This window comes from Acinetobacter sp. LoGeW2-3 (assembly GCF_002688565.1).
In the GTDB taxonomy this organism is placed as follows: domain Bacteria; phylum Pseudomonadota; class Gammaproteobacteria; order Pseudomonadales; family Moraxellaceae; genus Acinetobacter.
In genome coordinates this window covers 617465-641823 of record NZ_CP024011.1, presented here as the reverse complement: position 1 = coordinate 641823, position 24359 = coordinate 617465, and the positions used below count along the sequence as shown (strand labels likewise).

Annotated in this window: 23 protein-coding genes; 10 read left to right on the top strand and 13 right to left on the bottom strand. The window is 43.4% G+C overall.

Annotation, left to right across the window (positions count from 1 at the left end; all coding sequences use genetic code 11):
- Positions 1 to 24: 24 nt before the first annotated feature.
- Positions 25 to 495 (bottom strand): PaaI family thioesterase, encoded by a 471-nt coding sequence (locus BS636_RS03120; RefSeq protein ID WP_099337467.1) that lies wholly within the window; start codon positions 493 to 495, stop codon positions 25 to 27.
- A 303-nt stretch (positions 496 to 798) separates the two neighbouring features.
- Here BS636_RS03120 and BS636_RS03115 point away from each other — a divergent pair, with 303 nt between their 5' ends.
- From BS636_RS03115 to BS636_RS03090, 6 genes are all read left to right on the top strand, one after another.
- Positions 799 to 2391 carry a peptide chain release factor 3 gene (locus BS636_RS03115; RefSeq protein WP_099337466.1) on the top strand — a complete coding sequence of 531 codons (1593 nt, stop codon included), beginning with the start codon at positions 799 to 801 and terminating at the stop codon, positions 2389 to 2391.
- Between the two features lie 91 nt (positions 2392 to 2482).
- The gene (locus tag BS636_RS03110; RefSeq protein WP_099337465.1) at positions 2483 to 3319 is read left to right on the top strand and encodes a hypothetical protein; all 837 of its coding nucleotides are present in this window, start codon (positions 2483 to 2485) and stop codon (positions 3317 to 3319) included.
- 51 nt (positions 3320 to 3370) lie between these two features.
- Positions 3371 to 4324, top strand: coding sequence for an RsiV family protein (locus BS636_RS03105; protein WP_099337464.1), 954 nt, complete (start codon positions 3371 to 3373; stop codon positions 4322 to 4324).
- Positions 4321 to 5142: a TatD family hydrolase gene (locus BS636_RS03100; RefSeq protein ID WP_099337463.1), complete on the top strand. Its 822-nt coding sequence runs from the start codon at positions 4321 to 4323 to the stop codon at positions 5140 to 5142. The genes BS636_RS03105 and BS636_RS03100 overlap by 4 nt, the downstream gene beginning before the upstream one ends.
- A 131-nt stretch (positions 5143 to 5273) precedes the next feature.
- Positions 5274 to 6080 carry an enoyl-ACP reductase FabI gene (locus BS636_RS03095; protein ID WP_004782067.1) on the top strand — a complete coding sequence of 269 codons (807 nt, stop codon included), beginning with the start codon at positions 5274 to 5276 and terminating at the stop codon, positions 6078 to 6080.
- Positions 6081 to 6265: 185 nt separating this feature from the next.
- On the top strand, positions 6266 to 6655 hold the full coding sequence (locus tag BS636_RS03090) for a cytochrome b562 (RefSeq protein ID WP_171265979.1): 390 nt from the start codon (positions 6266 to 6268) through the stop codon (positions 6653 to 6655).
- A 53-nt stretch (positions 6656 to 6708) separates the two neighbouring features.
- Here BS636_RS03090 and secB read toward each other — a convergent pair whose 3' ends face one another.
- The 4 genes from secB to rsgA form a co-directional block, all read right to left on the bottom strand.
- Complete coding sequence (gene secB, locus BS636_RS03085; protein ID WP_004813149.1) at positions 6709 to 7167, bottom strand: protein-export chaperone SecB; 459 nt, start codon at positions 7165 to 7167, stop codon at positions 6709 to 6711.
- Between the two features lie 35 nt (positions 7168 to 7202).
- Positions 7203 to 7457 (bottom strand): glutaredoxin 3, encoded by a 255-nt coding sequence (grxC, locus tag BS636_RS03080; RefSeq protein WP_004813145.1) that lies wholly within the window; start codon positions 7455 to 7457, stop codon positions 7203 to 7205.
- Positions 7458 to 7479: 22 nt separating this feature from the next.
- Positions 7480 to 7887: a rhodanese-like domain-containing protein gene (locus BS636_RS03075; RefSeq protein WP_004813143.1), complete on the bottom strand. Its 408-nt coding sequence runs from the start codon at positions 7885 to 7887 to the stop codon at positions 7480 to 7482.
- 93 nt (positions 7888 to 7980) lie between these two features.
- The gene (gene rsgA / locus BS636_RS03070) at positions 7981 to 9039 is read right to left on the bottom strand and encodes a ribosome small subunit-dependent GTPase A (protein WP_099337461.1); all 1059 of its coding nucleotides are present in this window, start codon (positions 9037 to 9039) and stop codon (positions 7981 to 7983) included.
- 124 nt (positions 9040 to 9163) lie between these two features.
- On the opposite strand from rsgA, the gene orn reads away from it, so the two are divergent.
- Positions 9164 to 9721, top strand: a complete 558-nt coding sequence (gene orn, locus BS636_RS03065) for an oligoribonuclease (RefSeq protein WP_099337460.1) — start codon at positions 9164 to 9166, stop codon at positions 9719 to 9721.
- 38 nt (positions 9722 to 9759) lie between these two features.
- Here the strand turns inward: orn and BS636_RS03060 are convergent, their stop codons facing one another.
- On the bottom strand, positions 9760 to 10008 hold the full coding sequence (locus BS636_RS03060; RefSeq protein WP_099337459.1) for a hypothetical protein: 249 nt from the start codon (positions 10006 to 10008) through the stop codon (positions 9760 to 9762).
- Positions 10009 to 10396: 388 nt separating this feature from the next.
- On the opposite strand from BS636_RS03060, the gene BS636_RS03055 reads away from it, so the two are divergent.
- Positions 10397 to 11167: a ThiF family adenylyltransferase gene (locus BS636_RS03055; protein WP_099337458.1), complete on the top strand. Its 771-nt coding sequence runs from the start codon at positions 10397 to 10399 to the stop codon at positions 11165 to 11167.
- A 99-nt stretch (positions 11168 to 11266) separates the two neighbouring features.
- Entirely contained in the window at positions 11267 to 13099 is a 1833-nt protein-coding gene (locus BS636_RS03050) for a tetratricopeptide repeat protein (RefSeq protein ID WP_099337457.1), read from the top strand.
- Between the two features lie 48 nt (positions 13100 to 13147).
- On the opposite strand, the gene BS636_RS03045 is transcribed toward BS636_RS03050, so the two are convergent.
- From BS636_RS03045 to BS636_RS03035, 3 genes are read right to left on the bottom strand one after another with little or no spacing between them, the layout of a single operon-like run.
- Complete coding sequence (locus BS636_RS03045; RefSeq protein ID WP_099337456.1) at positions 13148 to 14563, bottom strand: efflux transporter outer membrane subunit; 1416 nt, start codon at positions 14561 to 14563, stop codon at positions 13148 to 13150.
- A gap of 10 nt (positions 14564 to 14573) precedes the next feature.
- Positions 14574 to 16550: a MacB family efflux pump subunit gene (locus BS636_RS03040; protein WP_099337455.1), complete on the bottom strand. Its 1977-nt coding sequence runs from the start codon at positions 16548 to 16550 to the stop codon at positions 14574 to 14576.
- Between the two features lie 2 nt (positions 16551 to 16552).
- The gene (locus BS636_RS03035) at positions 16553 to 17941 is read right to left on the bottom strand and encodes a MacA family efflux pump subunit (RefSeq protein WP_099337454.1); all 1389 of its coding nucleotides are present in this window, start codon (positions 17939 to 17941) and stop codon (positions 16553 to 16555) included.
- A 469-nt stretch (positions 17942 to 18410) separates the two neighbouring features.
- Between BS636_RS03035 and BS636_RS03030 the strand changes: the two genes are divergently transcribed.
- Positions 18411 to 18860, top strand: a complete 450-nt coding sequence (locus tag BS636_RS03030; RefSeq protein ID WP_099337453.1) for a bacteriohemerythrin — start codon at positions 18411 to 18413, stop codon at positions 18858 to 18860.
- Here BS636_RS03030 and holA read toward each other — a convergent pair.
- The 4 genes from holA to BS636_RS03010 form a co-directional block, all read right to left on the bottom strand.
- On the bottom strand, positions 18857 to 19852 hold the full coding sequence (holA, locus tag BS636_RS03025) for a DNA polymerase III subunit delta (RefSeq protein ID WP_099337452.1): 996 nt from the start codon (positions 19850 to 19852) through the stop codon (positions 18857 to 18859). The genes BS636_RS03030 and holA overlap by 4 nt on opposite strands.
- Before the next feature lie 9 nt (positions 19853 to 19861).
- Positions 19862 to 20395, bottom strand: coding sequence for a hypothetical protein (locus BS636_RS03020; RefSeq protein WP_099337451.1), 534 nt, complete (start codon positions 20393 to 20395; stop codon positions 19862 to 19864).
- A gap of 234 nt (positions 20396 to 20629) precedes the next feature.
- On the bottom strand, positions 20630 to 23251 hold the full coding sequence (gene leuS, locus BS636_RS03015; protein WP_099337450.1) for a leucine--tRNA ligase: 2622 nt from the start codon (positions 23249 to 23251) through the stop codon (positions 20630 to 20632).
- A 117-nt stretch (positions 23252 to 23368) separates the two neighbouring features.
- Complete coding sequence (locus tag BS636_RS03010) at positions 23369 to 23704, bottom strand: DUF4124 domain-containing protein (RefSeq protein WP_099337449.1); 336 nt, start codon at positions 23702 to 23704, stop codon at positions 23369 to 23371.
- Positions 23705 to 24359 lie beyond the last annotated feature (655 nt).

The following is a 24359-nucleotide window of genomic DNA, read 5'->3' as shown; positions in this document are numbered from 1 at the left end:
AATTTTATCAATCAGCCTCTAAATTCAGGGGCTTTTTATTTGAATGGCGAGCATTTCAGCTTTTGCACATTCAATATTATTGGCAGACAGAGACAGGGTAACCTGAATTTTACGGTCTTCAATTTTCAGTAATCGACCCGTCAACACTAGTTCGGTATTCACGGGTACAGGGCGAATAAACTGAATATTCAGACTACCTGTGACGCAGCGAACTAAGTTTTCACTACCATCAAATACGATACCAAGTACGTGACTTTTAAAGGCGGCAGCCGAAGCGGTACCATGACAGTCCAGCAGCGATGCAATCAATCCACCGTAAAGATGATCAGGTACGCCACCGGTATAATGAAATTCAGGGCGAATATGTGCAATGGTCTGCACAGATGGAATATCCCAATAGCTTTTCAACTGATAACCATGCGGATTATTACGTCCACAGCCATAACAATGGGTATAAGCTTCAGCGTAGAGATCCTGAAAGGCAATCCTTGTCATCCATTTATCCTTATTTAAGTATGATCAGTTATTTTAATAAATTTATAGAGCCTAAATACTTAACTGAAATCTAAAACTATTTGAGTAGGTTTCACCATAAGATAAAAGTCGATATTTCTCTCAAAATATTAGCTTAAACAATATCCTCCTCTTAAATCAGCCCACTCGATAAATAAGAAGGGCAGGAGAGCTCTGGCATTGAGGAATGAGCACTGCATTTAGAAATTCTGCTACAATATCGCCAATTTTTCATATTGATCGTGCTTGATCTTTTGCACTGCGGATCTGCAGTAGGTATTTTCCATGAGTTTTAAACAAGAGTTAGCGGCGCAGGTCGCGCAGCGACGTACATTCGCGATTATTTCCCACCCCGATGCCGGTAAAACCACTATGACAGAAAAACTGCTGTTATGGGGACAGGCGATCCAGGTTGCCGGTATGGTGAAAAGCCGTAAGTCAGATCGTGCAGCGACTTCGGACTGGATGGAAATGGAAAAGGAACGTGGTATTTCGATCACGACCTCTGTCATGCAGTTCCCGTTCAAAGACAAAATGATCAACCTGCTCGATACCCCAGGGCATGAAGACTTCTCGGAAGATACTTACCGTACCCTGACCGCTGTGGACTCAGCGTTGATGGTGATTGATGGTGCAAAAGGTGTCGAGGACCGTACCATTAAATTGATGGAAGTGTGTCGTATGCGTGATACGCCGATTATTTCTTTCGTCAACAAAATGGACCGTGAAATCCGTGAGCCGCTTGAGCTTTTGGATGAAATCGAAAACGTCCTAAAAATTAAATGTGTACCGATCACTTGGCCACTGGGTACTGGTCGCGACTTCGCAGGTGTATATAACCTGATCGAAGAAAAATTCTACGTCTATAAAGCCGGTTTTGGTTCAGTGATTACTGACATTGAAGTGCGTGATGGTTATGACCATGCTGACTTACGTGAAAAAGTGGGTGATCTGGCATGGGCTGCATTTGAAGAGTCGCTTGAATTGGTGCAAATGGCGAATGAACCATTAGATCGCGCAGAGTTTCTTGCTGGTCGTCAAACTCCAGTATTGTTTGGTACAGCATTGGGTAACTTCGGTGTGGATCATGTACTGAATGCGTTCAGTGAATATGCACCAGAACCGAAGGCGCACCCAACACAAGACCGTAAAGTTGAAGCGACTGAAGAAGGCTTTAGTGGCTTTGTCTTCAAGATTCAGGCAAATATGGATCCGAAACACCGTGACCGTATTGCCTTCATGCGGATCTGTTCAGGTAAATATGAAAAAGGCCTGAAAATGAAGCATGTGCGTCTGGGTAAAGATATCCGTATTAGCGATGCTCTGACCTTCCTGGCGGGCGACCGTCAGCACCTTGAGGAAGCTTGGCCTGGCGATATTATCGGTCTGCATAACCACGGTACGATTCAGATTGGTGATACGTTCACTTCAGGTGAAGATCTGCACTTCACTGGTATTCCTCACTTCGCGCCGGAAATGTTCCGTCGTGTACGTCTGAAAGATCCATTAAAATCTAAACAGCTTCAAAAAGGTCTGAAAGAGCTTTCCGAAGAGGGCGCAACTCAGGTCTTCATGCCGCAACACAACAATGACCTGATCGTTGGTGCTGTGGGTGTGCTGCAGTTCGAAGTGGTTGCATATCGTCTGAAAGAAGAATACAAAGTTGACTGTGTGTATGAGCCAGTCAGCATTAATACCGTGCGTTGGGTATCTTGTGATGATGAGAAGAAATTTAACGAATTCAAGAAAAAAGCCCATGACCAGTTGTCTGTCGATGGTGGTGGACATCTGACTTATCTGGCACCAAGTCGCGTGAACTTGCAACTGATGCAGGAACGTTACCCCGACATCGTGTTCCGCAATACCCGTGAACACTAAGTAATAAAATGATTTAAAAATAAAACAGCTTCTCAGGAAGCTGTTTTATTTTGTGCTACATTCACTTATCTTTTCAAATTTGCTTGGGAATATGAAACTTAGCAATGCAGTCATGCTGAGTTCAGCAATCAGTTTAGGATTATTGCTGGGCGCCTGCGATCAAAAAAAATCAGAACCAGAAACAAAAACTCAGGATACGGTAGTCGAAATTGAGCAAGTAGAAAAGGCAGATGTATTGCCTTATCTGAATATTCAGGAACAGCCGGCCAAGATTGCACTCCCATTTTGTGAAACGAAAAACTGTATCGAACTGGATATTCAGACTCTGGATACGGTAGATCCATGGCTGAACCAGTGGATGGAACGTAAACAGGCACTGGTGATTCAGGATCAGATTCGGGATAAAGATCAGCAGCAGGATATGAGCTTACAGCAGGCCGTCAATGCCTATGTAAAAAAGTCAGATACCTGGCAGGAACAGATTAAAATCAATAAAGCCTATCAACTGTCCATGTATACCCGCATCCCTTATCAGCATAATCAGTATGTGCTAATGCAGATTGGGGTGGATACAGAACAGGAAAATGTTACGGTGAAGGAACGCTATTATTTTTATGTGGCAGATCGCCGCAGTCAAAAAAATCTGACGGCCTTAGAAATTATTGATCCACAAAAACGGGTCACGATGGACAAGATCGTGCAAGATGCTTATGTAAAATGGCTAAAAGAAAATAGTAAAGAAGTCCGACAAACTGCTCCGAAAAAACTGTATTGGGGGCAAGCTGACTGGTTCTTTGATCAGGAGGGGATTGGGCTGCATTATCGTGGTGGGGAAATTGTCAAGGATGCTAAACAACTTGATATTTATCTTAGTCAAGAACAAACACAACAGGTCTTGAAAGCTGAAGTGTATCAGCATATGTTTTAAGATTGATGCCCGAGAACGGGTGGAATGTGATGTAACACAAAAGGTTATTGAATGCCAAAATATAACAAGATATTCGGCCTGTCTGTACTGGCGACAGCGATTCTGTTGACTGCCTGTCAGCCTCGAGAAAAGGAAGCCAAAGAGGTTAGCCCACCGGAAGTCGTTCAGGCACAGCCTGAATTGGTCCAGCTCAAGGGTGAAACTGAAAAACTCAGACTGGATATTCCGGAGTGTGATGGTAAAAGTTGCCCGGAAATTACCATTGAACGCCTGAACAGTAATCAGCGTTTTATTGATGACTTTATTGATCAACAAATTTTAACCCGTTTGCAGGGCGTGCTTGATGTCGATGCGATTGCACCAGCGAAAGTTGAAATAGCTAGTAAGCCAGCTTCTGCTGAATCTGCAGCTTCAGAAGCAGCTGTAACAACACCACAATTGAGTCCTCGTCAGCAGCTGGAAAAGCAAACCATTCCATATATGCAGACTTTCCTGAATCTGGATAAAGAACTGAAAGCACTCAATGCTAATCACAGTATTAGTCTGATGATTAAACCGAAGATTTTGAATCCGGGAAATCCATTAGCAACGGTAGTGTTGAACAGCACGCATTATCTAGGCGGGGCACATGGTTCTACTGCGCAGAACTATTATAACTTCGATCTGGACAGTAAAAAGCTGATCAAGCTGGATGATATTGTCCTGCCAAAACAAAAGGCACAGTTGGAAGCTAAAGCCCATGAAGTCTTCAAGACGTGGGTGATCGACTCTCAATTGGCTACTGATGTTGCGGAATATGAGCAGGCCTGGAAATTTAAATTAACGGATAATTTCTTTCTGACCAAACAGGGTCTGGCACTGCAATATGCAGAATATGAAATTGGGCCTTATGTGGTCGGCTTACCGCGTTTGAATATTCCCTATAGTGATTTGCAGGGAATTTTAAAACCAGAATACCTGCCTAAACCCGAACAGGCTGCTTCAGAAGCCCAAGTCGCAAAATGAGCCTGAAACTGTTTGATACCCATACCCATTTTGATGTTCCCGATTTTGATCATGATCGGGAGCAATTGGCTTATGCAGCTAAAAAGGCTGGGGTTGAGGGACTGGTTCTGATTGGCTTTTTACAGAAGCGTTTTCAGGACCTAATTCAAACCCAGCATTTTTTAAATAATCTAGTTGATGCACCACGCAGTTATTTAGCTCCTGGGTTGCATCCGTTTTATATTGAAGAGCATCAGCAGGAACATTTGCAGGATCTGGAGCAGATTCTAAAAACTGAAGACTGCATTGCCATTGGTGAAATCGGTCTGGATACTTTCCTGAAACAGCATAAGCAACTGGAAATTTTCCAGAAGCAGAAAGATTTTTTTGCCGCTCAGATTGAATTGGCACAGCAGTATGACAAGCCGATTTTGCTGCATATCCGTAAATCCCATGCCGATGTACTCAAAATGCTAAAAGCGCATAAATTCCAGCAAGGTGGTATTGCGCATGCCTTTGGTGGTGGAGTTGAAGAAGCCAAAGCATTTATCAAGCTCGGGTTTAAGCTAGGTATTACTGGACAAATTACCAATCCCAATGCCAAGAAATTGCATCAGGTGGTACAGATTGTTGGGGCAGAGCATCTGGTGTTGGAAACTGATTGTCCAGACATGACACCCTTATGCTGCCAGCATTCTAAAGAACAACGCACGCGTAATACGCCTGCCAATCTGCCTTATGTTCTGCAAGGCTTGGCCAAGAGCTTGCACATGGATCAAAATGAACTGGCTGAACAGCTCTGGAAAAATACCCATCAGGCTTTTCATCTAGATATCTAAATATAAAAGCCTCGCATATATCGGAAAGCATATTTCTAATTTATGATCCAATGAAAAAAGGCGCATTATGCAATTTCTAAAATGCTTTAGACTTGGCATCATGCTTATAAATTATTTTGAGTGAGATTCATATGGCACAAGGACTTTTGGCGGGTAAGCGCTTCCTGATCGCAGGTATTGCAAGTAAATTATCAATCGCATTTGGTATTGCACAAGCATTACACCGTGAAGGTGCAGAACTTGCTTTTACCTATCCAAATGAAAAACTGAAAAAACGTGTCGATGATTTCGCTGCACAGTTTGGTTCTGAATTGGTGTTTCCTTGTGATGTGGCGGTAGATGCAGAAATTGACAATGCATTTGCAGAACTGGCAAAACACTGGGATGGGCTGGATGGTGTCGTGCATTCAATCGGTTTTGCGCCAGCACATACATTAGATGGTGATTTCACTGATGTAACAGATCGTGAAGGCTTCAAAATTGCGCATGACATTAGTGCTTATAGCTTTATCGCAATGGCGCGTGCTGCGAAGCCATTACTGGCTGCACGTCAAGGTTGTTTATTGACCCTGACTTATCAAGGTTCTGAGCGTGTAATGCCAAACTATAACGTGATGGGTCTGGCAAAAGCATCTTTAGAAGCAGGCGTACGTTACCTGGCATCTAGCTTGGGTGCGGAAGGTATTCGTGTTAATGCCATCTCTGCTGGTCCAATCCGCACGCTTGCAGCGTCAGGTATTAAATCTTTCCGTAAAATGCTGGATCTGAACGAAAAAGTGGCTCCACTTAAACGTAATGTAACGATTGAAGATGTCGGTAATGCTGCATTGTTCCTGTGCTCACCATGGGCAAATGGGATCACTGGTGAAATCATGTATGTTGATGCCGGTTATAACACAGTAGGCATGAGTGCTGAACTAATGCTGGATGCAGAATAAGTTTTTTAAATACTTATTTTGAGCAATGAAAACCCCTCGATTGAGGGGTTTTTGTATTTGTAGTATTTGTTTAAATGAAATAGAAAATCTATTTTGAAATAAATTACTTAAGTTTATAGATGAATAGACTTGCGTGCATAATCTAAAAAAACAAGAATAACTGAAAAATGATTAAGGAAATTCCCATGTTAAGAATTCTTAGTTTAACGATTCTCTGTTTGTTAGGCGGGACAATGAATAGCAGTGTCATGGCGAAAAGCCTTAGAATGGACATGTATGCCTTAAATTCTAACTATAAAACATTCCAGAACACGACAGATCCGAAAGTAGCATTAGACGCTTTAGAAAAAATGAATCAGGCAGCTTTGGATGCACAGAAGACCAGCCCAAAATCACTCAAAAAAGCGAGTCCAGAAGATCCACAACTGTATAGTTATCATAGCTTATTGAATCAGTTAATCAGTGAGTTAAAACAAGCGCAAGCTTTGACTGAGGCAGGGCAGCTTGAACAGGCAAAGCAATCTGTAGAAAAAATTGATGCCATTAAAAAACAAGGTCATCAGAACTTTAAATAATAAGAAATAAAAAAGACCGCACTTGCGGTCTTTTTCGATTCAGGATCAAGTGATTAAGCTTGACCTTCAACAGCAGTAGCTTGTGCACGTTGCATGTTGGCCTCGAATTCAGCATCGAAGTTGATCGGTGTAAGTAGCAATTGTGGGAAGCTACCTTTAGTTACCAGATCATTTACCGCTTCACGAAGGAAAGGGAACAGGATGTTCGGGCAGTAAGCACCAAGAATGTAAGGCAGACGCTCTTCTTCAACGCTATCAATCAGGAAGATCCCTGCTTGCGTTACGTCAACGATAAATGCTGTGTCACCTTCGTTGTTTGCTTGCACGACAACTTTCAAAGCAACTTCAAAGTGAGTTGGATCAATCTTTTCTGCAGAAGAAGAAAGGTTGATGTTCAGCTCAGGTTGCCATTGCTTGGTAAAAACTTGTGCCCCAGGTACTTCAAAAGAAATGTCTTTAGTATAAATACGCTCTAATGCCAATTGTGGTTGAGCTTGTTGTTCTTCACTCATTCTTTAATCCTTGATATGAGATGGGTTTTAGTAGCTTAAGCCAGTAATTCGTCGAGTTTGCCTTCACGCTCTAAAGCGTAAAGCTGATCAAAACCGCCGATAAATTGTTCATTGATAAAAATCTGTGGCACTGTACGGTGATTGGTACGTTGCATCAAATCAAGACGAACCTGTGGATCTTCTTTAGACAGATTGATTTCTTTATATTCTACGCCCTTACGCTCAAGGAGCTGTTTTGCACGGACACAGTATGGACACACAGTCGTTGAATAGATAATGACTTCAGCCATGAATGAATCTCCTGATCGTAAATTATTTACTTTTCACCAGAGGTAAGCCTTGGGCTTTCCAGTTGCTAATACCGCCATCAAGACGGTAAGCATCTGCATGACCGACTTGTTGTAGCGCAGTGCCTGCAACCTGACCCAGATTACAAATGAACACCAATGGGCGATCTGCTGTTTTTAACTCTTCAACATGTTTAGTAATTTGGCTGTATGGAATATTGCGGCTACCGCTGATATGACCTTCACGGAAATCTTTGGCATCACGCAGGTCGATCAGCATGGCATTTTTTGCCTTAACCAGAATTCCCAGCGATTGCGGAGAAATCTTACGACCGTTACGTTGACCTTCGATAATGAAGAACAAAACCACCAATGCTGCAAGTGCACCAAACAAGAAGGGGTGATTCCCCATAAACTCGAACCAACGTTCCACAATTCACCTAATTACAATTTCAAAATTGCCAAGAGTATAGCTCATAAATATGGTGATCAAAATCACCGCTTCAAGGGCTAAAGCTTAAGAATATCAATTTTTTTGTTGAGCTTCCGTGATTTCATCAATTAATCGCAGATAGCTGTCCAAACGACGCGGCAGAATTTCACCTGAACTTGCCGCCTGACGTAAAGCACATTGTTTTTCATGCTTATGCGTACAGTTACGGAACTGACAGTGTCCCAGCAGATTTTCAATTTCCGGAAAACCAGTTTGCACTTTGTCCAAAGGCAGATGCCATAGGCCAAATTCACGGATCCCAGGGGAGTCGATCAAGGCTGCACCATCACCAAAGGAAATTAAACGTGTTGACGTCGTGGTGTGCTGACCCAGTGCCGAATTTTCTGAAATGATATTGGTCTTCTGTGCTGCATCCGGCACGATGGCATTGATCAGGGTGCTTTTACCTACACCAGATTGACCCACAAAAGCCACAGTTTCCTCATTCAGACGAGCGGACAGTTCAGTCAGATCGCCATCAGATTGGGTTTGCATCACTTCATAACCCAAATTTTCATATTCTTTGAGCAGATCCAGAATTGGATCATTGTCTTTGAGCAAGTCTGATTTATTCAGTACTAATAATGCTGGAATCTCTGCATCAGCACACGCCACCAGATAACGGTCAATTAAGCCAGGTGCTGGTTCTGGCAATGGTGCAAACACGATCACGATCAGGGAAATATTGGCTGCGACCGGTTTGACCTTATGATAGCGGTCTGGGCGGGTCAGCAGTGATTTACGTGGATGAATCGCCGTGATAATGCCGAGTCCAGTATTCGGATCGGCCTGCCATTTGACGCGGTCGCCAGTGACCAGCAATTCAAGATTGGTCCGGGTATGGCAGCGCCACACACTGCCTAGTTCAATCTCTTTCCAGAAGGGCTCAGGTTCACCATCAGCCACCACAGGTTTTTCAGGATGCTGTTCAGGAACCGAGAGAGCCTGGACTTCAAGCTGGCGGCCATAATGCTGCACGACCAGTCCTTCCAGGTCTTGAGAGGTATCAATCTCTTCCTGACGCGTTTTGTGCTGTTTTTGAATACGACGTTGTTGTTGTTCAGTTAAACGACGTTTACGTATTAAAGCCATTCAAATCCTAAAAAACCATGGGAGGGAGATGGCAAAAATAGCATGAAGCAGGGTGTCAGTTACAGCATCGAGCTAATAAATTTGCTACTATAAATGTTTTATAGCCTAATAAGATTGCACATTTATGAGCAGCACCCCGGATAGCCGCCTGATTTGGATTGACCTGGAAATGACAGGTCTGGATACAGACAACGACCAGATTATTGAAATTGCGACTATTGTGACAGACGATAATTTAAATATTCTTGCAGAAGGCCCTGTCCTTGCAATTCACCAGTCTCCAATTCTGTTAAATGCGATGGATGAGTGGAACACACGTCAACATGGTCAGTCAGGTCTGATTGAGCGTGTACGTCGTAGTAAATTGACTGCACGAGATGCAGAACTACAAACTTTAGAATTCTTGAAAAAATGGGTGAATCCTAAAACTTCTCCGATGTGTGGTAACTCGATCTGTCAAGATCGCCGTTTCATGCACCGTTTAATGCCTGAACTGGAACAGTTCTTCCATTACCGTAATCTGGATGTGTCTTCTGTGAAAGAGCTTGCGAAACGCTGGCGTCCAGAAATCATGGGTGGCTTGAAAAAGAACGCATCGCACTTGGCGATGGATGACATTCGTGATTCGATTGCTGAACTCAAATACTACCGCGAATATTTCTTTATCATGAATAAAGACTAATTTAGAATGGTTTGAAAAGAGGCGTTAGCCTCTTTTTTTTATTTGCTTGAAGATAGCTTTTTATTATAAAAATTCTCGCTGCTTTCAAACAGTACCCATGTCAGTAACACCAAAATAAGATGAGTCTGAGTTTCATGTTGATCGAAGATAATCAAGATGAATAATCCCAAAGTCAGTAAGCGGATCATGATACTGAGATAATAATTTTTCTGCTTTTTAAAGACTAAGCCATAAACATAAAGCAGGTACAGAATAACCATCAGGGCAAAAAGGGCGTTAAATAACATGCTGATCCAACTCCCTTTTAAGCTGATAATAATTAAAATATTTTGGTTATTAGGGTCCTTTCATAAATCATTTTTTAATCATTAAAATGAAATTCCCCTCTCCTTGTAGGAGAGGTTATATTTAAGAAATATCCCTCATCCTAACCTTCTCCCAGAGGAAGAAGGAACTTTCAATATCCATTTAAATATGAATATAAAGATCATTTTTGGTTTATGAAAAAGATCTATTGTGATGATTTTACTAATGAATATAATTTGATCGATTTTACGTGTTTATTGACGGTACAAGAATGCTTTTTTGACTGATTTTGTATCTGAATTTTAGTGGCAGTAAACCCGCTATGAATTTGCTAAAATGCCTCGGTGTTTTTCTTGCTATTGATGACTTATGACTGATCTCCTTCAAGATGATGAATATGACCGCCGTTTCGCTGGTGTCGCCAAAATTTATGGCGATGATAGCTTTCATCATTATGAAAACAGTCATGTGATGGTGATCGGTATTGGCGGTGTCGGTTCTTGGGCAGTTGAAGCATTGGCACGTACTGGTATCGGCGAACTGACCATCGTTGATATGGATGTGGTGGCTGCATCGAATATCAACCGCCAGCTACCTGCCATGACCACAACTTTAGGTCGTGAAAAAATTGAAATCATGGCTGAGCGTTGTCGAGCGATTAACCCACGTATCAAAGTAAACTTGATTGACGATTATCTCACTCCCGAAAATGTCAAAGAAATCCTGGCAGGAAATCCTGACATTATTCTGGACTGTATCGATGACGTGAAAGCCAAGTTTGCCTTGATGCTACATTGCCGTTTTAACAAGATTCCATTGATTGTTTCCGGTGGTGCAGGCGGTAAGTTAGATCCATTAAAAATCCGTGTTGCAGATTTATCAAGAACTGAACAAGACCCAATGCTGGCTAAATTGCGTGCCCAACTACGCGCTAAAGGCATCTGTAAAAAACCAAAAGAAAAATTTGGTATTACATGTGTTTATTCAATTGATAATCCATTCTCCAGTGCTGATGTTTGCCCAAGTGCAGGTTTGCGTTGTGGTGGTTATGGTTCTGCGGTGGTAGTGACGTCTAGCTTTGCTATGGTCGCAGTATCAGAAGTGCTGAAAAAGCTGGATATGAAGCGAGCAAAAGCCTGATTCACAAAATAAAAAAGCACAGTCTCTGTGCTTTTTTTGTGCTTGCGTTTAGAATGAAGACTATATTCATATAACAAAAAACAATGTCAGGGAGCAGCTATGTGGTTCTTACTGGTACTGATTTTGGGGATCGTGGCGTTGGGAATCTGGATGTGGAAGCGTCCTGACCCAGTAACACGGGATCAAGCCAGGGCAGTGCAACATGACCTGTGGATTGAACAGATTGAGGCACAGCTCAAACTTGCAGATCGGTTGAGTTCAGATGCATATCAGCCAAACTATGAGCGTGGCTATCAGATCTATCAGGATTTAGCCCAGCAGCAGGAAATTCCTCAAGCCTATGTAGGCATGGGGCTGATGCAGCTCAAAGGTTTGGGACGTCCGCAAAGTATCGAAAATGCGATTAGTCTACTGGAAAATGCATTTCGTCTTGGCAGTGATGAAGCTGCTTATCATTTGGGACAGATCTATGATGCTGATCGCTATCAGCATCAAGATACCGATAAAGCACTGTATTGGTATCGTCACGCTGTGGCACGCGGTAATCTGGAAGCGCAGTATCGAATTACCGAACTGTCCGAACCGACTCAAGATGCGGCAGAACAGCATCGTCTACAACTCTTGATTCAGAATGCTGATCAGGGACATGCGGGTTCGCAGTACCAGGTGGCACAACACTATTTGGCAGAAGGTACTGCCCAAGATTTAAGTTTAGGAATCCATAACCTGTTTCTGGCTGCGCAGCAAGATCATCTTGAAGCAACCAAACAGATTGCTAAGTTGTATGCTGAAGGCAATATCTTGCCGCAGGATCAGACACAAGCTTTACGTTTTATCAAACAAAGCATTAATCTGGGGGATCAGGAAGGTCTGTATGACTATTATGCTGGTGTATTGCTCGGTACGATTGATGTCGATCAACGTCAGCGGATCTTGCAGCATTTGCAACAGCAGTCTTATGAGCATAAAGATGCTCAAGCCAAGACTTTACTTGGCTTGGCCTATTTTCATGGCTGGTTTGTTGAGAAGAATGAAACCATGGCATTTCGCTATTGGAGTGAGGCTGCCAACATTCAATTTCCTCAAGCCTTGAGCGTGATTGCAGCCTTATATTATGAATCTTATCTGGTCGCGGATGAGCCTGAAAAAGCGTTTAGCTTGTATCAGGTTGCTGCCGAGATCGAGCCAAATGACTTCTATAGCCAGATGGGCTTAGCTTTATGCTATCTGCATGGCATCGGTACAGCAAAGGATACGGCTAAAGCCACTCACATCATCCAGCAGGTCGCGCTACAGCATTGGAATATCGCCGCACAGTCTGAAGCTGATCTGGTTTATGTCGTGGGTCGTTTCTATAGTCTGCCTGAGTATCCATTACCGAACCGTGAGAAAGCGATTCAATACCTGAATCAAGCCGTGAGTAAAGGCTCAGCTGAAGCTGCCTGGTATCTGTATCAGGCACTTTCTGGTCAATATCCGGTATTTGCCATAGATGAAGACCAAGCCAAACGTTACTTACATCAGGCAGCACAACTCGGTCATGCTCAGGCGCAAGCTCAACTCGGTATAATGTATCTTAAAGGTCAAGATGTAGCGCAAGGCATTGCTTTAGGTCTGAATTATTTAAAACAGGCAGCAGAGCAGAAAAATGCGATGGCCATGAATGCACTGGGTGAAGCCATGGAACAAGGTGTTGGTATTGACGCCAATATGGATCAAGCGATTCAGCTCTATCGTAAAGCTGCTGCACAGGTGAATGCCGATGCTTATAGTCATCTGGGCCGTGTATATACCAAAGGGATTGGCGTAGAACGTGATGTAATAACTGCCCGAGCATGGCTTGAGAAGGGAAGCTTACTGGGACATGCGGCTTCACAGGAACAGCTGAACAATTTAAATGCCTATCTGCAAATGAATAACAAATTAGCATAAAAAAACCGCTGCCGAGGCAGCGGTTTTTTTATTTGAAGATTTTGAAGATTATGGTAATTGCTTGATTGGGCTACCACCCAGCGCCTGCATCAAGGTGACATAAGCGTTGTATTGATTTTGACGCGTTTGCACCAGACTGAGACGTGCATTACGTGTGGTTTCCTGAGCATCCAGTAGATTTTTCAAGGCAATTGCACCGTTACGATAACGAACTTCAGTTAAACGTTCAGTCCTCTCTGCCAGCTCGACATTACGGCGTTGCAGTTCAACCTGTTTGCTCAGTTCAGTCCGATTGGACAAGGCATTTTCAACATCGGCAAAAGCTTCATAAATGGTCTGGCGATACTGAATAATCGCTTTCTCATATTCCAGCTCATTCACTTTTAAATCACGCTTCATGTCATTCCATTGCAGGAAGGGCAGAGTCAAACCTGCACCTAATGTCGCAACAGGGTTTTTTAGCGCATCTGATAAGGATGAACTAGTACCAATACCCGTGCTCAAGCTACCGGTCAGGCTGATCGATGGATAATAACTGGCCTTGTTGGCATCTTTATTTGCGAGCGCTTTACGTAAGCGCAGCTCAGCAGCATTCAGATCTGGACGACGTGACAGTAAACTTGCAGGCAAGCCGGCTGCAATCGTCGGCAAGGCAATATTCGGTAGACGTTGTGGTTCCTGAATCGAAAGCTGCTGTACCGGCATATTCATAAGCACTGCAAGTGCAGTACGTGTTTCAACGCGCTGCTGTTCGATCTGGCTCAAAGTGGATTGCTGACTCTGAATGGCTTGTTCAGCCTGAGTCAGATCTAGTCCAGAAACTGCGCCAGCACGATATTGCACGCGAACCAGATCATAAGTCTTCTGCGCCGTTGCCAGGTTTTGCTGTACCACGCTATAGCGTTCATTTAAATAAGCCAATTGCCAGTAAAGTTGTGCCGTTGTTCCAATCAGACTTTGCGCCGTTGCCTGCAAGTCCTGTTCAGTAGCCAAGGCTTCCCAGCGCGAAGCTTCAGTTTGATTGGCGAGTTTACCAAACAGATCCAGTTCATAGCTTAGACCAGGAAAATTGACCCCCAGACTAGATGAACTATCACCGCCCTCTAACTCAAAACTTCTACGCGTGGTCAGTCCAGCATCACCAATGCGTACACCTTGCTGGCTTTGAGTTTGTCGAGCCTGAATACGTGTCTGTTGCAGGTTAATTCCGGCTACGGCAAGATTGCTATTACGTGTTAATACATCACCAACAAGCGCATTCAGCTGTGGATCTTTAAATAAGGTCCACCACTGATCAGCCAATACCTCATCATAGATTTGCTTGCTTAGCGCAGTGTTATTCTGAAAACTGCCAGGCACAGCGACACTTGGCTGTTCATAGGGGGTTTTCACCACTGCCGCACAACCGACCAGTGAACTCCCGAGGAGCAGGGCACTGGCAAGTTTGGTTAAAGTCATTTGCATATCAGATTCCTTATTCTCGAGAGAGTGCATCGACTGGATTCAATCGTGCTGCATTACGTGCCGGGATAAAGCCAAATACAATACCAATCAGACTTGAGCAGACGAAGGCCGCCACGATCGATGTGGTTGAATATGCCATCTGGAAGGTGCCTCCGGCAAAATGGGTAATTAGCTGGCCAATACCGAGCGACAGCAACACACCCAAAATACCGCCCAAGATACAGACCAGTACTGCTTCAATCAGAAACTGTTGCAGAATATCGCTTTGGCGGGCACCGACAGCCATACGTACACCGATTTCCTGAGTACGTTCGGTTACCGATACCAGCATGATATTCATCACACCAATACCACCAACGACAAGTGAAATTACTGCAATTGCCGAGATCAACAAGGTCATGGTCTGTGTGGTCTGCTGAATCGTTTCACGAATACTGTCTGCATTCTGGGTGAATACATCCTGCGCACCGTGACGCTGTACCAGCAAATTCAGGATCGCATTTTCAGCTGCTGCACTTGGATATTCATCTTTAATCCGCACAATGATCTGACGCACATTAGACTGGCCTAACATACGGCTCATCACAGTTGAATAAGGTAAATACACATTCAGCGTATCATTACCGCCCATCATGCCTTTCTGAGCATCAATGACTCCAATCACCCGGGTCGGCACACTACCCAACAGAATCACTTGTCCAACCGGATTAGTGCCATCTTTAAAGAAGGTATTTTGGGTGTTGGTGTCAATGACAACATCTTGAGCCTGTTCAGTGACGCTTTCTTTATCAAAAGGTTGACCAGATTTAAAAGTCATGCCTTTGACATAAAAGAAATCTTCACCGACACCGTTAACGGTAGTGGATGCCTCAATCTCTTTATAGCGCCCAGTAACACTGCTGTTGACGGATGGACTGACGCCATCGACATAAGGCTGTTCTGCCAAAGCATCAGCATCGGCAGGAATCAGGGTCTTGGCTTGAGAGGATCGTGAATTATCCCCAAAGCCCCGACCTTGGAATACAGTAATAGTATTAGTACCGAGGCTGCTGATATTTTCCAGAATCTGCTTTTGTGAGCCGTTACCGAGGGCAACCACAGAAACCACGGATGCAATCCCGATGATGATCCCGAGCATGGTCAGGAAGGTCCGCATGCGGTGAGCATTCATGGCCAGTAGTGCCATACGGAAGGCTTCACCAAGACGATCTACTGCTGAACGCCAGCTCGAGATTTTCTTCTGTTCATTGCGTTCCAGCGTTTGCTTTTCAAAACCATCATCGACTTCAGGTACATTCTGCTGGTCGGAAATAATATTCCCGTCCGAAATCTCAATGATGCGGGTCGCATTCTTGGCCACGTTATGGTCGTGTGTCACCAGAATGATGGTATGACCTTTGGCATTCAGCTCACGCAGAATACGCATTACTTCAATACCGCTATTCTTGTCCAGTGCACCTGTCGGTTCATCGGCAAGGATCACGTCACCACCATTCATCAAGGCACGTGCAATTGAAACACGCTGCTGTTGACCACCAGATAACTGGCTTGGACGGTTTTCGGTTTTTTCACCCAAGCCTAGGTCAGTTAGTAATTTGACTGCACGCTCATGACGTTCACTTGAGTCTGCACCAGCATAAATTGCTGGAACCTCAACGTTGCCTGCAGCATTCAAATCGCCTAGCAAATGATACCGCTGGAAAATAAAGCCGAAATATTCACGGCGTAACTGAGCCAGTTCGTCCGCTTCCAGTTCGCGGGTTTCACGGCCTTTGACTTTATAGCTGCCAGCGGTTGGTTTATCTAGACAGCCCAGAATATTCATTAACGTCGATTTACCCGAGCCGGACTGGCCGACAATGGCAACCAGTTCTCCCGGATATATTTCGAGGTTAACACCCTTGAGAATCTGAACCGTACTTTCACCCGCAGGGAATTCACGAATCAGATTCTTGACCTCTAACAGAGGCTGTTGTTGTTGATTCATGCTTACATTCTCATTGGGCCGGCGCCAGCACCGCCAGGACCACGGCCACTGCCGCCACCACGTTTAGCACCATCATTTGAAGTATCAGAACCGTCGGCAATGACCACTTGATCACCACGTTTCAGGCCTTTAATGACCTGAGCAGTAACACGGTTATTTAGACCAATCAGCACAGGGGTTGGTTTTGCAGTACCGTCTGCTTGTAATACGCGAACCATGGCACGTTGCGCTTTGCCTTGTTCAACCAGAGAACGTTCAGCATCAGAAAGTTCTAAACGAGGAGGGCGCTCACCTTTGGTAGTGTCTCCACGGCCTTCACCACGTGCAGCAGACGCATCACCACGTGGACGACCTTCACCACCTGCGCCTTGAGCGCCTTCACCACGATTTGGACGTTGTGGGCGGTTAGAGCTTTGAATTGCAGCGGCCGGAATAGTCAGCACATTTCTCGCTTCATCCAGCACGATATAAACTTGAGCCGTCATATCAATACGCAGCTTACCGTCTTCATTTGGTACGTCGAACAGGGCGTTGTAATACACTGCAGAGCTTGAAGATGAACTTGAAGTATTGGTGTCAGTATTAATTGAATTCGGCGCTGGTTCTACCTGACGTAGTTTAGCGTAGATTTTCTTTTCATTGTTGCCTAGCGTTGTAAAGTAAACCGTTTGGCCTTCTTCAACTTTCATGACATCGGCTTCAGAAATTTCAGCTTTAATCGTCATGGTGTCAAGTTTTGCCAGCTTCACAATTGTTGGCGCACTTTGATTCGCGTTTACAGTCTGACCTTCTTCAGTCACGATCGCCACAATGGTACCATCCATCGGTGCTACGATTTGGGTATAGCCAAGATCTTCTTTCGCAGTCGCTAAAGTCAGGCGTGACTGCTCAATCTGAGCATTAATCGCCGTAATGTCTGCTTGTGCAGTCTTATAACTCGCCAAAGCTGATTCCAGCTCTGAACGCGAAGTTGCATCCTGGGCATACATGGCTTTCTGACGATTATATTCTGCTTCAACTTTAGCAAGATTGGCCTGTTTTACTGCCAGTTGAGCCATCTGGTTTTTAATACTGGCTTCAGCAGTTTTTAAATCATTTTCCTGACGGACGGAATCAATTTGAGCAATCAGTTGACCCTGTTTGACTTGGTCACCAAGTTGCACATACATTCTTTTGACCTGACCAGATACCTGCGCACCGACGCTGACCATCTTGGTGGCTTCCAGTACACCTGTTGCCAGTACCGAGTTTTCAATATCTCCCTGAGTTACCTCAGCAGTAATGTACTGCGTTGGCTGTTCTTTAGGTTTCAGGAAATACCACCCAGTGGCGACAAGTACAATGGCAATGACCGCTGCCATGATCAGTTTAGACGGCTTTATTTTGGGCATAGTGAGCAAATTTAATTCAAAAATATGTGAATGATTATAAAAGCGAATTGAGGATAAATCGTGAATTTTTTTTACAAATAAGAATGATTATTATTTTTAAGTTTCTCATTTTACAAAGAAAAGTTGTTATTAAATTCTTATGTTGAATTTCGTATCGTGCTTAATCAATAAATTTACATTTTATAGAATTAGACCTTCATCGGCTTCATTTCATCTCAATTCTAAATTTTTAACCTTTTTAAGTGTGTTGTTTATTATGTGAAATGGGGTATAAAAATACAGGTTAAAAATTATCTACTTATGAAGTGAAAAAATAAAAAATTAGCGATAGCCTACTAGATTGCGTATAAAAATACCCTAATTTAAAATCCCTTATAAAAAATAATGGTATGAATTATAAATCTAGCCTAGTCATTATAAGTTCATAAGATCTAATAAGTATTTTTGAAAATGATAGACGGGACCATGCATGGAATGGAACAAAAGTTATAATATCGGTATTGATGTTATCGACAATCAACATCGCCAAATTTTGGACTATATCAATATCTTGGAAGAGGTCCGAAAGACGGGTGATCGCGGTAAAATTAAAGAAATTTTAGAAGATTTAATTGACTATACACAGTCACATTTTAGCTTCGAAGAAAATTTGTTATCTCAAGTAAATTATCAATATTTACCCTCACATCGGGGTATTCATGATCTGTTTGTCAAACGTTTAAATGATTATCGGGAAAAGTTCGAACAAGGGCTTTCGGTAGAAAATGATTTGTACCGATTACTGTCAAAGTGGTTAATTAATCATATTCAGCATGATGATCAGGATTATGTCGATGCAGTGCGAGACAATATGATCCACTATCTAAAAGTTCAAGAGCAGAAAAAAGGCAAGAGTTGGTTTTCACGGTTCTTTAGTTAAACCGGTGAGGTCCACAGGCTTTTGCCACACATACTACTGATGGCTTGAAGCACTAAATGTTCAGGATTTTCGTGTCCTAAGCCTTTGATTGAAGCATCAATTCTTAATAAAAGCTGAGGCCAACTGAGAAAAGTCTGTGGGCTTAAACGTCGAAGCGCTTGTTGATATAAGCCAACTTTGGTTTTCCAAATCCCAATTTGCAAAGCATTTTGAGGTTGTTCAAACAGTTGCATCAATAAGCGCATTTCTTTACTGATGCTCCACAAAATCAGACTCATGGGTTCACCAGAAGCAATCAGGTATTGAAAAATCTTGATCGATTGCGTTAAATTGCCATTGAGTAGAGCATCACTCAGGTCATAGGTCGTGTAGCGCGACTGATCTTGCAGGCAGGCATATAAATGATCCACCTGAATTACATCGACATCTGCAAAGGTATCACTGACGCGCATCAGGCTGTTTTTAGCAGCGAGCAGGTTATGCTCATGATGCTGTTCCAGCCATGCCCAGGCATCATTGGCAAGTTGAATACCTAACTTTTCTGCTTCGACGGACAGGATCTGTTGTCGATCACGCGGATAGTTAGCTGTCAGAGAGACATTAACACCATTAGCATCCATGACCTGGAAGAAACTGGATTTCAGGCTGCTGCTATCCTGTTTAGGCATCACGATCAGCAGTAAATTATCGCTGTCCTGTTGCAGATAGCTCTTAAGCTGTTTGATGCCACTAGCATCCGGTTTGATGTTGCCATGTACTTCAACCGCTAATTGAGTGGAAAATAGGGACAAGCTATTTAAAGCATTAAAGACATTCTTCCAGTCACTGACGGAACTGACATCATAGCGTTGCCGTTCGACTTCCCGCTGTTGCCAGCTGGCACGAAACGCATCCATCAGGTTCTGTTCAAGCAGCGGTTCCTGACCATGCAACACCCAGGCACCACAAGCATCAGAGACACGTTTCAATGCCTGAAGGTAGTCAAGTTTCATGGCGTAGTCTTATTTTGCTGGTTGAGTAGAGGTTTCTGGTTTTGCCAATGGCAGACGGTTCGACGAGATCTGACGTGCAATCTGCTGTGCCACATCATCAATAAGAACCTGCTTTAGGAAAACCTGTTCCTGGTCATCGGTATTTACAGTTTCGATATCATATTGATAGGTACGGGTCGCAACAATTGTACGTGGTTCAGTCACCGGATTGCCTTGAGCATCTTCAATACGGAAGGTCACATTCAGGCGCAATAAGGTTTCTACCAGTTTACCATTGAGTTCCAGACGACGCGGAGTGTAGTCCAGCACACGCAACACGTAGGCATTCGGTGAATTCGACAACTGAACACCAGCAGCGCCGAGATAAATCGCCAGTTTTTCCTGAAGGTCTTCGGTATCGGCGGGTAAAGCCAGACTCATCACTGAATAAGCCACAGGTGCGGAACTAGGATTCGTTCCCTTGAGATGGAAGCCACAGCCGACCAGGCCTGCACTTAGACCACAAGTTAAAACAATTGCTGCTAAACGTTTGCCCAAATGCATGCGTTGTCCTCTGTTCTTCCCGAAGGAAATATCTGAAATCCTGAATCGGATTGTAAAGTCAAAGCCCGTTGACTGGCAACGGGCTTTGTTTGGGAATTGTTTTACTTGCTAAATTTAATCCCCCTAAATCCCCCTTTTTCAAAGGGGGACTTTCCACAATGTGTAGAGTGCCTCTAGGAAGCACAGCTCCTCCCTTTATTAAAGGGAGGGTGGGAGGGATTTCTCTAAATTTATTTAAACAACAAGGTTTACAAGTTTATTTGGTACCACAATTTCTTTCTTGGTTGGGCCAGTCAAGAATTGTTGTACTTCAGGCAATGCCTTGGCTTGAGCAAGAATATCATCTTTAGACGCATCTACAGACACTTCAAGTTTTCCACGAAGCTTACCATTCACCTGAACCACGATGGTTTGGGTGTTACGAGTCAATGCAGATTCATCCACTTGTGGGAACTGCGCTTGAGTTAACTCAATTCCAAACTGAGCCAATAAAGTCTGGCTTAAGTGTGGTGCAAATGGTGCAAGCAAAGTTAAAAGCGTAGTGATCGATTCACGTGCTACAGCAACGTCATTGTCATCTTTCGCTTCAAACTTGTTGTTGGCATTTAATAGCTCCATCATCGCTGCAATGGCTGTGTTAAATGCATGACGACGTTCAATATCATCACCCACTTTCTGGATGGTTTCGTGAGTCTTACGGCGTAAATCTTGCGCAGCTGTAGAAAGAGCGGCTTTATCGAATTCAGTCGCAGTATTACCTTTTTCAAGGAAACCTGTTGCCAAACGCCATACACGTTTCAGGAAGCGGTTTGCACCTTCAACACCGGCATCAGACCATTCAAGTGATTGATCTGGTGGTGCAGCAAACATCATGAACACACGTGCAGTATCTGCGCCGTATTGGTCAATAATCGCTTGCGGGTCGATACCGTTATTTTTCGATTTCGACATTTTTTCTTGACCGCCAACGATAACGTCCTGACCATCACCTTTGTATTTGGCAGAAGTGATACGGCCTTTTTCGTCACGCTCAAGTTCGATGTCAGCAGGGTTGAACCAGGTTTTCTTGCCTGATTCAGACTCACGGTAATAGGTATCTGCAAGCACCATACCTTGGGTGAGCAAGTTAGTGAATGGTTCGTTGCCTTGTACCACACCTTCATCACGCATTAACTTGTGGAAGAAACGTGCGTAAAGCAAGTGCAGAATCGCATGTTCAACACCACCGATGTATTGGTTGACAGGAAGCCAGGTTTGACCTGCTTCAGGTTTTACCATGCCATCAGTAAAGTCTGGAGATGCATAACGTGCGTAGTACCAAGATGATTCTACGAAGGTATCCAATGTATCTGTTTCACGACGTGCGTCGCCACCACAGCAAGGACATTTAGTTTCGTAGAACTCAGGCATTTTGTTCAGTGGGTTACCTGAACCGTCTGGAACCACGTCAGTTGGAAGAACTACAGGAAGTTGATCTTCAGGCACTGGCACCTGACCACAGGTATTACAGTTGATCATTGGAATTGGACAACCCCAATAACGCTGACGCGATACACCCCAGTCACGTAGACGGAATTGAACTTTTACATTCGCAAGGCCTTGTGGTTCTAATTTTGCAAGGAATGCATCAAATGCGCCTTGGAAGTCTAAACCGTCAAATTCGCCTGAATTGACCAGTTTACCGTCTTTAGAGCCGTACCATTCTTGCCATTGTGTAGCGTCAAAGTCTGCATCGTCTGCGTCTTTAGCATCAATAACTTGTTTGATGGTTAAGCCATATTTATTGGCAAATTCGAAGTCACGTTCATCGTGTGAAGGCACTGCCATCACCGCACCTGAACCGTAAGACATCAATACGTAGTTTGCGATCCAGACAGGAACTTCTTCATCTGTCACAGGGTGTTTTACAGAAAGACCTGTTGCCATGCCTTTCTTCTCGGCAGTGGCAAGATCCGCTTCGGCTACAGAACCCATACGGCATTCATCAATGAACGCTTGAAGTTCAGGATTGTTTTCAGCTGCTTTAAGCGCCATTGGATGTTCTGCTGCAACTGCAACATATGTCACACCCATCAAGGTATCGGCACGCGTGGTAAATACAGTTAGACCATCTGCATAAACGTCTGGGTTCGCTGAAGGGAAAGTAATTTCCATCCCTTGTGAGCGACCAATCCAGTTACGTTGCATGGTCAAAACTTGTTGTGGCCAACCGTCTTTTAATGTTTCTAGGTCATCCAATAATTCTTGCGCATAGTCAGTAATGCGGAAGTAGTACATTGGAATATCACGTTTTTCCACCAATGCGCCTGAACGCCAGCCACGACCATTTTCAACCTGTTCATTGGCAAGAACAGTCTGATCCACTGGATCCCAGTTCACTGTTGAAAGTTTACGGTAGATCAGACCTTTTTTATAAAGCTGAACAAATAACCATTGTTCCCAGCGATAGTATTCTGGTGTACACGTTGCAAATTCACGATCCCAGTCAATTGATAGACCTAATTTTTTCAACTGATTACGCATGTAATCAATGTTTTCAAAGGTCCATTTTGCTGGTGCAACCTGATGCGCGATCGCAGCGTTTTCCGCAGGAAGACCGAAAGCATCCCAACCCATCGGTTGAAGCACAGTTTCACCTTTTAAACGGTGGAAACGGCTGATCACGTCACCAATCGTATAGTTACGCACATGACCCATATGCAGCTTGCCACTTGGGTAAGGGAACATCGAGAGGATATAACGACGTGGACCTTCTACAGTGTCGGCAACTTTAAAGGCTTTGCGAGATTCCCAGTCCTGTTGGACTTGAGGCTCAATCGCACTGGCTTGGTATTCTGAGTCAATGTGAGTAGTCATAAACGTATTAATGAATTACGGAGGAAAAGTTTGTTGCACAGCATAGCGCAAAATGCACCTAAAAGTGAATTTTGCACCTACGAAAAATCAGTGAAAATACAGCAGTGCAGTCTGTCACTAAAGTGATTTTTCAGATCTCGACTGTTGCAGTGCTCGGTTTGCATCCTGCTGTTGTTGATCCTGCTGGATTTTAGAGACTGCAGGCGACTGATTGTTTTCTGTCACCGTTTTTGTTTCAGCACTTTCATTACGTGCAGGTGTTGGTGCAGAGTTTTTCCAGCCATAAGTTTCCACTTTGCCTGCTTTTTTGGCATTGTGTGGTGGTGGAGTTTTCGTATAGTGAGTGACCCCTTTAGTATCTACCCATTTATAGTATTGATCTGCCAAAGTATTTCCACTTATGAAACCGAGCAAAAGGGCACTGATTAAAGTGGTAAACAGTGAACGTTTCATTGTTATTGATCCTTTGCAATTTAAGCATTCAGGTTATGCATATTGTAGTCAGTTTAAAAAATCAGAGGAGTATTTTTGTCTGTTTTTATCGACCTTTTATAGCTAAGTACAGAGGTTAATAAACAGGAGAAAATATAAACAGGCGAATAAGAAAATTTATTTATAAACATTCAAATTAAAAAATAGAAAAATTCATTCATTTTTTTTATATAAGACATATTAAAATTTTATAGAAATAAATATTTAAGGATATGATTTTATTAAATAAATTTAGAATAAAAACATAGTGTAAAGGGTCGTATTATTCATAAAAGTTTAGAAAAACAGCAAAAACCCTGCTCATCAAAGGAAACAGAGTGTTTTTTGAACTTGACTTTAGGGGCTGAAAACACAAGAATGCTGCAATAGTTTTATATGCCTTAGATCGATCACCCTTCGAATAAGTGTCATTTCATGCAGTGGGCGATTTCTCTAGCCGAGAAATTGAACAAAGCTAAGCAAAATATGTTTATCCCAACATGTTTTAGATCTTGTATTGCTCGAACAGCAAAGAGATCAGATTTTTTTCCTATTGCTATGAAAACTATGAAATTTATGTGCTATAACAGTGCAGACAGTTAATGAATGAACACTGCAAATGCCTCCCATTTGTGCA